The organism is Kitasatospora sp. cg17-2, from assembly GCF_054031055.1.
The window spans coordinates 5484746-5497031 of record NZ_CM132923.1 but is presented as its reverse complement, the minus strand read 5'-3'; the positions used below and the strand labels follow the sequence as shown (position 1 = coordinate 5497031).

The following is a 12286-nucleotide window of genomic DNA, read 5'->3' as shown; positions in this document are numbered from 1 at the left end:
CCGCCCGCACCTCAGCCGCGGGTCTCCGCCCGGACCGTCGGGCTCAGCGCGACCGTCAGGGTCAGCACCAGCAGCAGCACGCCGATCCCCAGCCCGGTCCGGGCGGCTCCGAGGTGGGCCAGCGCGTAGCCGCCCAGCAGCGAGCCGAGCGCGTTCGCCCCCGAGGTCAGGAAGGCCGAGGTGCCCGTCACCCGCCCCTGCAGCTCCTCCGGTGTGGTCCGCGCCATGTAGACGCCGGCGGAGACGTTGAACACGCTGGCGACGAACATCACCACCGTCGCCACCGCCGCGATCACCACCACGTCGTGCTGGACGGCCAGCAGCGGGATCAGCACCAGCCAGACCGCGTGGCCGAGCACCGCCGTCGTGTACAGCCGGAACCGCGCCGACCACCAGCCCGCGGCCAGCGCGCCCAGCAGGGCGCCGGTCCCGCCGACCGCCGACACCACGCCGAGCGTCGTCGGGGTGCCGCCGTTCTCCTTGATCACCACCATCAGGGTCAGGCCCAGCACCTGGAACACCAGGTTGCTGCCGGCGAAGACGCCCGTCATGATCCGCAGGAAGCGCCGCCGCCAGAGCCAGACCAGGCCGTCCTTGATGTCCACGTGCAGCCGCTTCGGCGGCTCCGTCCGGACCGGGCGCAGATCCCGGCGGATCAGCAGCAGACAGACCACGGCGAGCGCGTTGAGCGCCGCCGTCAGGGCGAACGGCAGCCAGCGGACCAGGGTGAACACCAGACCGCTGAGCGGCTGCCCGAGCAGGCCGATCGCCGCCCCCCGGGCCTGGTTCTGCGACAGCGCCGCGGGCAGCTGGCCGACCGGGACGACACTGCGCACGGCCGCCTGCTCGGCGGTCCCGTACAGGATGCCCAGGGTGCCCTCGACGAAGGCGGCGGCCAGCACCAGCGGCAGCCACACCGCCCCGTGCCAGGCCGCCACCGCCACGGCGGCGAAGGCCAGCATCCGGACCAGGTCGCACCAGAGCATCACCCGGCGGCGGTCCCAGCGGTCCACCAGTGCCCCGGCCGGCAGCTGGACCAGCAGATTGGGCAGGGTCGCGGCGAAGCCCACCGCACCGGTGGCGGTCGCCGAGCCGGTCTGCCAGAGCACCAGCATCGGGTAGGCCACCATGCTGACGGTGGATCCGAAGCGGGAGACGCCCGCGCCGATCCAGAGTCGGAGGAAGTCCTTGTTCGCGCGCAGCGGTTGATCGGGTCGCGGATCGTTTCGGCCGTCGGCGTCGGTCGCCCCGGGGGCGATCAGGTCGGTCATGTCCGGAGTGTGGCCGTCCCGCCTATCCCGTCCCTATACGGCCGAACGGCGGGGCGGGGCGCGCCGGGTCCGCCGGCCGGGGCGGCGCCGCGAATATCGGCCGCGTATAGGGCCCCCGGCGATCCTGTCCGGCGGCCACCGGTCCGGGTGGCCGCCGAGCGAAACGAAGGGGCCCCCGACGATGGGCACGGGCACTGGCTGGAAGCCGTACGAGATCTACCCGGAGACCGGTGCGGCGGACGTCGAGGGGCTGCTGTCCCGGCTCGACGCCGAGGGCGACCCGGAGGCGCTGCTCGACCGGGAGAAGGCGCTGGTGTTCCGCGGCTTCGGCGTGACCGAGGAGCGGGTCGACGAGGTGCTGGACCGGCTGCTGCCCAACCGGCTCGCCTACGTGCACGGCAACTCCCCGCGCACCAAGGTCGGCAAGAACGTCTACACCTCCACCGAGTACCCGGCCGAGTTCACCATCTCGATGCACAACGAGCTCTCCTACGCGCACAGTTGGCCGACCCGGCTGGCCTTCTGCTGCGTCACCGCGGCGGAGACCGGCGGCGCCACCCCGGTGGTCGACGCGGCGCTGTGGCTGGAGTCGCTGGACGACGCGGTGCGCGAGCGCTTCGCCGGCGGCGTCCGCTACACCCAGAACCTGCACGGCGGACTCGGCCTCGGCAAGAGCTGGCAGGACACCTTCGAGACCGACGAGCGCGACCGGGTGGACTCCTTCCTCGCCGCCGCCGGCGCGGAGGCCGAGTGGCGCCGGGACGGCGGCCTCCGGGTCACCCAGCACCGGCCGGCCACCGTCCGCCACCCGCGCACCGGCGCCGAGGTGTGGTTCAACCAGTCCGACCAGTGGCACCCCGCCGCCCTCGGCGACGAGACCGCCGCCGCCCTGGCCCGGCTGCTGCCGGCCGACCAGCTGCCGCAGTCGGTGGCCTTCGCCGACGGCTCGCCGATCCCGGCCGAGGACGTGGTCCAGGTCCGCGACCGGGGCCTCGCCGCGGCGGTCGACGTCGACTGGCGCCGGGGCGACGTCCTGCTGATCGACAATGTGCTGGTCGCACACGGACGGCGCCCGTTCACCGGGGCCCGCCGGGTCCTGGTGGCCATGTCGGACTGACCCCCGGAAAGCCCCCCCTGGCAACACCCTGCCATGGCAGCACCATGGCTCCGGGATCTGCTGACACCCCGTTCCGCCCCGTGTGAGGATCAATTCCAGACGGCAGGAAACGCGCCGAACCGCGCGAAACCGCCGCAAACACATTGGATCTGGTGCATCGACGACACCGACGCACCGACACTGGGGGTTCCATCGTGACCAGCACCGCCTTCGTCGCCCGCCGCCTCTTCCCGGCCGCCGGCCTCCTGCTCGCCGCCGCCGTGCTCGCCGGGCCCGCCGCCGTCACCTCGGCCACCCACTCCTCGACCGCCACCGCCGTCGCCGACGGCCCGGGCGTCACCGCCACCGTCGCCGCCCCGGGCGGCACCCTCGTCCTCGCCATGAACAACGGCTGGGACTGACCTGCGGAAAGGCCGTAGAGTCCGGTGTGCCGGGGGGAACGGCTCCCGGCCCCGGAACACCGCCCGGGGAACGCCGCGGGCACCGTCCGGCAGGCGGTCGGAGAACGGCCCGGGCACCCGCCCGGCCGACGGTCGGGGAGGGGATTCCGGGTGACGACGGCGAGCGGGACCGCGCGACCGGCCCGGGGACCGTACCGGGGACCGGTCGCACCGGACCTGTGGCGCGCCGGCGCCCACCTCGCCACCGACGGCCTCGCCGCACTCGCCGGACTCGCCGTCCTGCTCACCCTGGTGGTCGGGATCTGCCTGCTGCCCGTCGCCCTGACCGGCCTGCCGGTGGTCCTCCTGGCCGGCCGGGCCCTGCACCTCCTCGCCGCCGCAGAACGCGCCCGGCACGCCGCCACCGGCGGCCCCGACCTCCCCGCCCCACCGCTCCCCGGGCTCTCCGCCGCCGCCCCGCTGCGCTCCGCCCGGGCCCTCGCCACCGACCGGGGCACCCGGCGGCAGGCCGGCTACTTCCTCGCCCTGCTGCCGCTGTCCGTCCTCACCAACGGCGGCGCGGTCCTCGCCTGGGCCGTCCCGCTCACCCTGACCGCCCTCCCCGCCTACTGGTCCCGGCTGCCCGACGGGCACGCCGTGCTCGGCCCGCTCACCGTGGACAGCACCGGGACCGCCCTGCTCGTGGCCCTCGCCGCGGCGCTCACCGGGCTCTTCCTCTCCCCGCCCGCGGTCCGCTCCCTGCGCGCCCTGGACGCTGCCCTCGCCCGGACCCTGCTCGCCCCGCCCAGGGACCAGCAACTCACCCGCCGGGTCGAGGAACTGACCGAGAGCCGGGCCCAACTGGTGCGCGCCGTCGAGGAGGAGCGCCGCCGGATCGAACGCGATCTGCACGACGGCGCCCAACAGCGCCTGGTAGCCCTCTCGATGACCCTCGGCCGCGCCGTCTCCCGGCTGCGGAAGAGCGGGGACGACGACACCCGGCAGATCGTCGAACAGGCCCGTGCCGACGCCCGGGCCGCCATCGCCGAACTGCGCGACCTCGCCCGCGGCCTGCACCCGCCGGTGCTCACCGACCGGGGCCTGGAGGCCGCGCTCTCCGCCGTCGCCGCCCGCTCCCCCGTCCCCGTCCGGCTGGACGTCCGGGCCGAGCCGCGCCCGCCGGCCGCCGTCGAGTCCGTCGCCTACTTCGTGGTCAGCGAGGCGCTGACCAACGTCGCCAAGCACGCCCGGGCCCGCAACGCCTGGGTGGAGATCCGCCGGGCCGGCGACCGGCTCACCGTTACCATCGGCGACGACGGCCGCGGGGGCGCCGACCCCGCCGGGGGCAGCGGGCTCTCCGGACTGGCCGGACGGGTCGCCGCCGTGGACGGCCGGCTGCGGGTGACCAGCCCCGCGGGCGGACCGACCCTGATCGAAGTGGATGTGCAATGCGGGTAGTGATCGCCGAGGACTCCACCCTGCTGCGGCAGGGCATCGCGCTGCTGCTCACCGAGGCCGGCCTGGAGGTGGTCGCCGCCGTCGCCGACGGCGAGGCCCTGCTGCGCGCCGTCGCCGAGCACCGCCCCGACGTCGTCGTCACCGACGTCCGGATGCCGCCGACCTTCGTCGACGAGGGGCTGCGCGCCGCGCTCGCGATCCGCGCCGAACGGCCCGGGACCGGGGTGCTGGTGCTCTCCCAGTACGTCGAGGAGCGGTACGCCGTCGAACTCGTCGGCAGCGGCGGCAGCGGCATCGGCTACCTGCTGAAGGACCGGGTCGACGACGTCGACGACTTCGTCGCGGCCCTGGAGCGGATCGGCGCCGGGGAGACCGTGCTCGACCCCGAGGTGGTCAAGCAGTTGCTGGCCCGCGGCGGCCGGCGCGACCCGCTGGCCGCACTGAGCGCCCGCGAGCTGGACGTGCTCAAGCTGATGGCCGAGGGCGCGTCCAACACCGACATCGCCGAGGGCCTGACGATCAGCATGAGCGCCGTCGGCAAGCACATCAACAGCATCTTCACCAAGCTCGACCTGCCGAAGGTGGACGGCGGGCACCGCCGGGTGCTGGCCGTCCTGCGCTACCTGGGAGCCTGAGATCACCACCCCGCCCGGACCACCCGGCCCGCCTGGCCCGCCCGGCCCGCCCGGGACGACGCCCGCCCGCGCCCGGTGGATCGTCACCGCCGGACTCGCCGTCCTGGCCCTCTCCGTCGCCGCCGCCTCCTGGGGGATCGTCGCGCTGCTCTCCTCCGAGCGCCGCTACACCGGGACGCTGCGCGCCGACGCCGCCGACAGCACCCGGCTGCGGATCGAGGCCGGCAGCGCCGGGGTCGCCCTGACCCCGGGCGACGACTCGGTGGTGCGGGTCTCGGCCACCGGCAGCTACCAGGGGACGGCGCCCGACGTCACGGTCACCAGCGTCGGCGGCGAGGTGCTCGTCCGGACCGAGTGCGGGACGGTGTGCTCCCTGCAGTTGCGGGTCACCGTGCCGGCCGGGCTGGCCGCCTCGGTCGAGTCCGCCGCCGGCGAGATCACCGCGAGCGGCCTCGGCGGGGCACTGGACCTGACCAGCCGCAGCGGGGCGATCAGCGTCGTCGGCTCGGCCGGCCCGCTGGCGCTGCGCAGCGACTCGGGCAGCGTGACGGTGACCGGCAGCCGCTCGCCCGGCGTCCGGATCAGCACCGGGAACGGCACGGTCCGGGCCGCCTTCGCGGCTCCGCCCACCGGTGTGGAGATCACCACCGGCGACGGCGGCGCCGACCTCTCGGTGCCCGGCGGGGCCGAGTACTCGATCGACGCCCGCAGCACCGCCGGCACCCCTCCGCAGATCAACCTGCCGGTCGTCCGCGACGCCACCCGCACCATCACCGTCCGCACCGCCGCCGGCGCGATCACGATCAGGTAGTCACCCTGTCGCAGCACGCTCCGCGACGACGCGCTCGACCACGGTCATGGCGTTCAGGGCGCGCGGGAAGCCGGCGAACGGCACGATGTGCATCACCGCCTCGACCACCTGCTCGACCGTCAGGCCCACCGTGAACGCCGCCCGGACGTGGGCGGCCAGCTGGGGTTCGGCGTCGCCGAGGGCGGCGAGCACGCCGAGGGTGATCAGCTGGCGCTCCGGGGTGCTCAGCCCGCCCCGGGCGTAGATGTCCCCGAACGCGAACTCCACCGCGTAGCGGGCGAGGTCCGGCGCGATGCCGTCCACCGCGTCGAGGTGCGGGGTGTGCCCGCCGGTGATCCTGGCCATTTCGGCCAGGCCCCGGGCCAGCCGGTCGTCAGTGCTCGGCGGCGTACTCAATGCTCTCCTCCAGGATGAGGTCCGGTTCCGCGGTCGGTCCCGGGCTCTGTCCCGGGCGGCGGACGGTGACCAGGCCGGGCGGTGCGGTCACCCGGGCGCCCGCCGGGACGTCCTCGGTGACCAGGGCCCCGGCGCCGATCAGCGCGTCGTCGCCGATCAGGACCGGCCCGAGCACCGTGGCTCCGGCGCCCAGCACCACCCGGTCCCCGACCACGGGGTGCCGCCGGGCGCCCGGGGCCCGGCCGTTGTCGCGCCACCAGCCCACGGCGCCGAGGGTGACCTGGTGGTAGATGGTGACGTCGTCGCCGACCACCGCCATCTCGCCGATCACCACCCCGGCACCGTGGTCGACGAAGACCCGCCGGCCGAGCGTCGCCCCGGGGTGGATCTCCACCCCGCCGGACGCCAGCCGGCCCAGGTTGCCGAGCAGCCGGGCGGCCAGCCGGTGCCCGCGCAGGTGCAGCCCGTGCGCGAGCCGGTACGTCCACAGCGCGGGCAGCGCCGGATGCAGCAGCGCCTCCCGGCGCCGCCGCACCGACGGGTCCCGGGCCACGATCACGCCCAGGTCCTCGCGGGCGGTCGCGACCGCCCGTGCGAGCAGCCGCTCAGGACGCCGCCCGGGCATACGCCCGCTCCCACTCCTCGGCGGCGCCGGCGTCCGGGAACACCGTCACCACCAGGTCGTCGGGGCCGAGCGCCGCCGCCGTCTCCCAGGCCACCTGCCAGTTGGCGGCGGCCGAGGTGCCGATCCGCAGCCCGGTGCGGGCCTCGAACCGGACCATCGCGTCCAGGGCCGCGCCGTACTCGACGCTGCGGTGGTCCGCGTCGGCGGCCAGTCCCGCCACGAAGGGCTGGCGCACCCCGTGGCCGAGGCCGCCGGAGCCGGCGAACTTGGTGAGCCCGTTGGGCGGGCCCTCGGTGCCGTAGGGCATCTCGCCGGGGGTGTTGCCGAGGACGACCAGGTCCGGGAACTCCCGGCGCAGCGCCCGGGCGACACCGGTGAGGGTGCCGCCGGTGCCGATCGCCGCCACCCAGTGGGTGGGCCGGCGGCCGTCCAGCTGGGCCAGGACCTCCTGGCCGGTGGTCCACTCGTGCACGGCCACATTGGCCTCGTTGCGCATCTGGTGCAGCAGGGTCCAGGACGGGTCCTCGGCCTTGACGGCGAAGGCCCGGTCGATGATCCCGGCGATGCCGAGCTCCACCGGGACGGGGTCGACCCGCACCCCGCTGGCGGTGATCTGCCGCAGCCAGCTGTCCGGGATCGTGCTCGGCACGGCGAACCGCATCGGGATCCCGGTGATCCGGCCCAGCTGCCCGAAGGAGCGGACCAGGCTGCCGCCGGAGTAGTCCAGCAGCTTCAGCGGCCCGGGGCCCTCGTGCTCCAGCACGGCGCGGCAGAGCAGCGCGTACGCCACCCGGTCCTTGACCGAGCCGGTGGGGTTCTCGAACTCGCACTTGGCCACGATCCGGGCGCCGCCGGCGGGCGCCGGGACGTCCAGCAGGGTGGTGCCGCCGAGCCGGGCCCGGAAGTACCGCAGCTCCGGGTGGCGCTCCAGGACGGGGGTGTCGTCCGGGAGGCCGGCGGCGCCGGAGGTGACCGGTTCGGTCATCCTCGGCCCGCCGGCCACCGCGGCCGGTGCCTCGTCGAGCCGCGTCATGCGTTCGCCTCCTCGCGGGGCCGTTTGCGGAACAGCACGTGCAGGGTCATCCGGAACACCGGGCGGCCCGAGGCGTCGGTGAGTTCGCAGCGGTGCCGCAGCACCGAGCAGTCCGGGCGGCTGAGCGAGGGGCCGGGGTCGCCGACCACGGTGGCGGTGCCGCGCAGCACGTCGCCGGGCCGCACCGGGCTGAACCAGCGCAGTTCGTCGACGCCGGGCGAGGCCGCGACCGCGGCCCCGCTGAGCAGGCCGTCGACGTAGAGCCGCTGGAACATGGCCGCGGTGTGCCAGCCGCTGGCGATCAGTCCGCCGAAGCCGTGCCGCCGGCCGAGCTCCTCGCCGAGGTGGAACGGCTGCGGGTCGAACTCGGCGGCGAACGCCAGCAGTTCGTCCGCGCCGACCTCGACGCTGCCGAGGTCGAAGGTGTCGCCGGGGGCGAAGTCCTCCGCGTAGCGCATCTCGGCCCCCATCAGTCGACGCCGGCGAGGAGGTACTTGTCGGCCACGCGGCGCAGCGTGCGGAAGTCCTCGATGTCCAGGTTCTGGACGTCGACCGGGACCTCGGTGAGCCGGCCGAGCAGGTAGACGAACTCGGCGAAGGCCAGCGAGTCGACCAGCCGGTTCTCGATCAGGTCGAGGTCCGGGTCGATCTCGGTGTACTGCGGATTCTTGTCCAGGATCCACTGTTCCAGCCGCTGCATGGGCGTCGGCACGGTGTCCTCCTCGCTCTCGGTGCCGTCCGGGGCCGGACGGTCCTGTCTGGTGGGTCGGGTCGGGCTGGAGACCGCCATCGCGACCGCGTAGTCCCCGTCGTGGCTGATGCTGATGTCGATGGCGTGCACGCCCGCCTCCTCGGCGAGCGCGGCGATCCGGCCGCTGAGCGTCGCCCGGGGGGCGCCGCCGGGCTGCCGGCTGACCTCGACCTCCAGCCACGGGAGCACGATGTCGCGGGCGCGCAGCAGCTTGAAGACCGCCTCCTTGGCGGCGATCCGCCCGCTCGCGGTGAGCAGGTCGAGGCCCACCGCGGTGGCGCTGTCCGCGAGTTCGCGGGCGGTCAGCATGGTGGTCAGAATGCCGGGACCGTGGTCGCGCAGGAGGTCCCGGACCCGGTCGGTGCGGACGATGTCCACGCCGACCCGGACGGCCCCCTCCGCGGGGATCCCGTCGGTGCCCCGGGCCGGCCTCGGCCCAGCCGACATCGGCCTAGCCGACATCGGCCCGCGCACGGGCGACGGCGGTGAGGGCCGCGTCCCAGTCCCCGGCGAAGTGGTCGGCCAGCGCGTGCACCCAGCGTTCGAAGCCGAAGCCGACGCAGCTGGTGAAGGCCGGTCCCTCCTGCCCCTCGACGCCGATGTCGCAGCGCTCGCCGAAGAAGTTGCGGTGGGTGTTGACCGAGGCGATGGCCGTGCCGCCGTACAGGAACTCGTACTTGACCGGGATCAGCCGCTGCATCAGGGCCCGCGGGCCCTCCCGGTCGAAGAACGGGTCGGTCGCGGCCTCCTTGACCACCGGCAGGCCGATCGCGCGGGCGAACCGCTCGGTGAGGTCCGCGTAGTGGTCGACGTGCCGCTGGGCGAACCCGGCGCTGCCGAGGGCCACCACCTCCCGCATCCGGAAGGACATCAGCCGGCGCAGCCCGTCGTAGTGCTCCTCGTTGCGGAAGCACTGGCCGACCAGGGTGACCGAGGTGTCCTCGGCGAGCACGGTGCCGGCGTGGCCCAGGTAGACGCCGTAGCAGACGGTGGAGGGCAGGGCGAGCGCCGCCGGGTCCAGGTCCGCCCCCGGGACGGCCCCGGCGGCGGCCGCCGCGGCGGGGGCCGGGCGGCCGTCGGCGAGGTCGAAGCTGCTGGCGACCAGGGCGAGTTGGGGGAAGTTCTGGTAGAAGTCGAGCTTGGCGAGCCCGGCCACCGGCAGCAGCGCCGGGGCCGTCATCGGGCGGGCGCCGTCCCGCAGGGCCCACTCGCGGAAGGTCTCGTCCAGCAGCCGGACCAGCTCGGTCGGCTCGGGGCCGAGGGTCGCGAATCCGCCCTCCGTGCTGTACGGCGGGTGCAGGGTTTCGGTCCGCATGGCGTCAGACCGCCGCCGGGGCGAGCAGCTCGGCGTCCTTGAAGATGCCGGACTTGACCATGAACGAGACCGGCTTGCGCACCATCCTGCGCTCGAAGGCACGGCGGTTCGGGTCCCGCATGACGGCCGCACGCACGGCCAGCGGGTCCTCCAGGCCGGCGTCCTCGTAGGCGTTGAGGCTGTAGAAGGAGTGCAGGCAGAACTGGATGTACTCCTTGAGGTAGCGCTCGACCCCGGCCAGCTCCTCCTCGTTCTTGGTCCGCTTGAGCTCCGCGTACAGCAGCGAGACCAGCTCGCGCCCGAAGGCGATGTGCCGGGACTCGTCGCGGTGGTGGATCCGGTTGACCTGGCGGACCGTCTCCGGCAGCGTCTCGTCGTCGGCCATGTAGGCGTTGTAGTAGTCGACGATCTCCTCGAACAGCAGGATCCGCGCGAAGACCAGGAAGTTCTCGGTCGCCTCGTCGCCGGGGACGGTCGTCTTGACCCGCGGGAACGGGTAGATCTTCTTCCCGTAGCGGCGGCAGAACTCGGCGAAGAACCACATGTGCTCGTTCTCCTCACCGATGAAGTGGTGGAAGAACTCCGAGGGCGCCTCGAATCCGGGCATGTGCACCCGGTTGACGACCTCGATCAGCAGCTCACGGATTCCGTGCACATTGAGGCTGTAGAAATTGACGCTCTCCCAGCGGGCGAGCCGCAGCAGCTGCTCCCGGTCGAGCTCGTCGAACGCCGGCGTGCCGTGGAGGCTGATCAGCTCCTTGCTCATCCACAGCTGGTCGGAGGGGAGTTCCTCCGGCCACTCGAACATCCGGTACGGGTTGTAGTAGTCGTCGATGGACATCCGGCCCAGACGATCCAGAATCTCGCGGAACCGGTCGGATCCTTCGATGGCAGTCTTCATGACCGCGAAGCTCCATATTCGTTGGGGGAGAATCCATGCACGGGTATCTTCGGGAGCGGCACTATAGAGGTCCTATATCTCCTCGACGACCGTGCCGCGCACGGAGATCAGCCGCTGGGCGCGGTCGAGCAGCTCCTCCGCGAGATCCTCCGAGGGCTCGCCGTCGACCAGCGCGGTGACCGCGTAGTGGTCGAAGCCCGCCGCCAGCAGCCCGGCCCAGCCGGCCGGGGCGGCCAGCAGGTGGGTGATCCGCTGCCGATCGACCAGGTCGACCAGCGCGGCGGCGTCCGCCGTCGGGGCCAGCACCGCGCGGGCGCCGGTGGTGAGCGCCAGGTGCGCGTCCGCCCCGGTGATCCCGGCCACCAGCCAGGCCGCCCGGCCGCCGGAGCCGACGGTCCCGCGACCGGCCTCCAGCAGCGCGTGCAGCTCCCGGTGGCTCACCGTGACCCGGGTGCCGTCCCGGTCGACGGTCCAGGCGGCGCGGTCCGGCGCGGTGGGCGGCAGCGGGGCGCCCCCGTCCACGGCGCCGTCCGCGATGTCGTCCGCGATGTCGTCCGCGATGTCGTCCGTCACCACGGGACCGCCGGGGGCGGGCGCGTCGGTGTACACCGCCCCGGCCTGCCAGATGCCGTACAGGGCGGACAGCGGCTCGGCGCTGCGGATGCCGACCTCGTCCCCGGGCCGGACGCCCGCGGCGAGCAGCCGCCGGGCGGTCCGCCCGGCCCGGTCGGCGAGTTCGCGGTAGCTGACGGCGGCGCCGTCCACGACCACCGCGGTCGCCTCCGGGGCGGCCTCGGCCCGGGCCGCGAACAGCTCCGGGGTGAGCGGCTCCGCGACCGGCCCGGCCTCCGCCCGGGCGGGCTCCTCCGGCAGGTAGGAGGCGGCGGCGTCCCCGTCCGGGTCGGCGGCCATCGCCTCCAGCACCAGCCGGTACATCCGGCCCAGCCGGTCCAGCTGCTCGGCGCCGATGACGGCGGTCGAGGTGCTCAGGTTGAACCGGCCCCGGTTCGGCACGACGTTCAGGGTGAACTCGTTGACGCCGTCGTTCAGGCCCTCCGCGACGTCCACGGTGTCGGTGTCGACGTGGTGGAAGTCCAGGTACTCGAACAGGATCGACAGCAGCTCGCGGCTGTTCCCGGCGGCCCGCTGGATCGCGGGCAGCGGGTAGCGGCGGTGCGACCAGATCTCGGTCTCCCGGGCGTACACCCGCTCCACCAGCTCGCGCCAGGTCGCCGCGCCGCCCCGGGTGGCCGGGAACGGCAGGGTGTTGAGGTGCATGCCCAGCACCCGGTCCGCGCCCGGCGCCTCGAGACGGCCGTGGTAGACGACGCCGGTGTGGAAGGACTCCTCCGCCGACAGCATGCCCAGCACCTTGAGGTGGACGGCGAGCAGCACGCTCTTCATCGAGGTGCGGGCCTCGCCGGCCAGCCGGCGCAGCCCCTCCTCCAGGTCCTCGAACGGCACCTGCACGGCGTGGCCGCGCGGCGCGTCCCCGGCCTGCGCCCAGCCCTCCGGGATCGCCACCGGGGTGTGGGTGTCCACCAGCTCCTGCCAGAACGCCTGGTCGCCCGGGTCGGCCAGCGAGGCCAGCTC

General features: G+C 74.3%; 14 protein-coding genes (1 of these 14 only partly in view). 5 read left to right on the top strand and 9 right to left on the bottom strand.

All coding sequences use genetic code 11. The annotated features are described in order from the left end of the window. Nucleotides 1-11: 11 nt before the first annotated feature. Nucleotides 12-1271 (bottom strand): MFS transporter, encoded by a 1260-nt coding sequence (locus ACW14Y_RS23150; RefSeq protein ID WP_380385304.1) that lies wholly within the window; start codon nucleotides 1269-1271, stop codon nucleotides 12-14. A 181-nt stretch (nucleotides 1272-1452) separates the two neighbouring features. Here ACW14Y_RS23150 and ACW14Y_RS23145 point away from each other — a divergent pair, with 181 nt between their 5' ends. From ACW14Y_RS23145 to ACW14Y_RS23125, 5 genes are all read left to right on the top strand, one after another. Beyond that, on the top strand, nucleotides 1453-2388 hold the full coding sequence (locus ACW14Y_RS23145; protein WP_380299550.1) for a TauD/TfdA family dioxygenase: 936 nt from the start codon (nucleotides 1453-1455) through the stop codon (nucleotides 2386-2388). 194 nt (nucleotides 2389-2582) lie between these two features. Further along, on the top strand, nucleotides 2583-2789 hold the full coding sequence (locus tag ACW14Y_RS23140) for a hypothetical protein (RefSeq protein WP_380385301.1): 207 nt from the start codon (nucleotides 2583-2585) through the stop codon (nucleotides 2787-2789). A gap of 150 nt (nucleotides 2790-2939) precedes the next feature. After that, nucleotides 2940-4226 (top strand): sensor domain-containing protein, encoded by a 1287-nt coding sequence (locus tag ACW14Y_RS23135; RefSeq protein WP_456983299.1) that lies wholly within the window; start codon nucleotides 2940-2942, stop codon nucleotides 4224-4226. Next, nucleotides 4217-4861, top strand: coding sequence for a response regulator transcription factor (locus tag ACW14Y_RS23130; RefSeq protein ID WP_266270953.1), 645 nt, complete (start codon nucleotides 4217-4219; stop codon nucleotides 4859-4861). The genes ACW14Y_RS23135 and ACW14Y_RS23130 overlap by 10 nt, the downstream gene beginning before the upstream one ends. 265 nt (nucleotides 4862-5126) lie before the next feature. Beyond that, complete coding sequence (locus ACW14Y_RS23125; protein WP_380299553.1) at nucleotides 5127-5672, top strand: DUF4097 family beta strand repeat-containing protein; 546 nt, start codon at nucleotides 5127-5129, stop codon at nucleotides 5670-5672. On the opposite strand, the gene ACW14Y_RS23120 is transcribed toward ACW14Y_RS23125, so the two are convergent. The 8 genes from ACW14Y_RS23120 to ACW14Y_RS23085 all read right to left on the bottom strand — a co-directional run. After that, nucleotides 5673-6068, bottom strand: coding sequence for a carboxymuconolactone decarboxylase family protein (locus tag ACW14Y_RS23120; RefSeq protein WP_266270951.1), 396 nt, complete (start codon nucleotides 6066-6068; stop codon nucleotides 5673-5675). After that, nucleotides 6046-6693, bottom strand: a complete 648-nt coding sequence (epsC, locus tag ACW14Y_RS23115; protein WP_456983296.1) for a serine O-acetyltransferase EpsC — start codon at nucleotides 6691-6693, stop codon at nucleotides 6046-6048. The genes ACW14Y_RS23120 and epsC overlap by 23 nt, the downstream gene beginning before the upstream one ends. Continuing rightward, nucleotides 6674-7726, bottom strand: coding sequence for a pyridoxal-phosphate dependent enzyme (locus ACW14Y_RS23110; RefSeq protein WP_402722943.1), 1053 nt, complete (start codon nucleotides 7724-7726; stop codon nucleotides 6674-6676). The genes epsC and ACW14Y_RS23110 overlap by 20 nt, the downstream gene beginning before the upstream one ends. Further along, entirely contained in the window at nucleotides 7723-8196 is a 474-nt protein-coding gene (locus ACW14Y_RS23105) for a MaoC family dehydratase (RefSeq protein WP_456983294.1), read from the bottom strand. The genes ACW14Y_RS23110 and ACW14Y_RS23105 overlap by 4 nt, the downstream gene beginning before the upstream one ends. After that, the gene (locus tag ACW14Y_RS23100; protein WP_266270947.1) at nucleotides 8196-8924 is read right to left on the bottom strand and encodes a holo-ACP synthase; all 729 of its coding nucleotides are present in this window, start codon (nucleotides 8922-8924) and stop codon (nucleotides 8196-8198) included. The genes ACW14Y_RS23105 and ACW14Y_RS23100 overlap by 1 nt, the downstream gene beginning before the upstream one ends. 4 nt (nucleotides 8925-8928) lie before the next feature. Next, nucleotides 8929-9792 (bottom strand): class-II aminoacyl-tRNA synthetase family protein, encoded by an 864-nt coding sequence (locus ACW14Y_RS23095; protein ID WP_380435941.1) that lies wholly within the window; start codon nucleotides 9790-9792, stop codon nucleotides 8929-8931. 4 nt (nucleotides 9793-9796) lie between these two features. Then, nucleotides 9797-10693: a diiron oxygenase gene (locus ACW14Y_RS23090; RefSeq protein WP_340631308.1), complete on the bottom strand. Its 897-nt coding sequence runs from the start codon at nucleotides 10691-10693 to the stop codon at nucleotides 9797-9799. A 72-nt stretch (nucleotides 10694-10765) separates the two neighbouring features. Further along, nucleotides 10766-12286, bottom strand: partial view of a non-ribosomal peptide synthase/polyketide synthase gene (locus ACW14Y_RS23085; RefSeq protein ID WP_456983291.1) — the 3' portion only. It continues 26181 nt past the right edge of the window; only the last 1521 of its 27702 coding nucleotides appear in the window; its start codon lies off the right edge, out of view; its stop codon occupies nucleotides 10766-10768.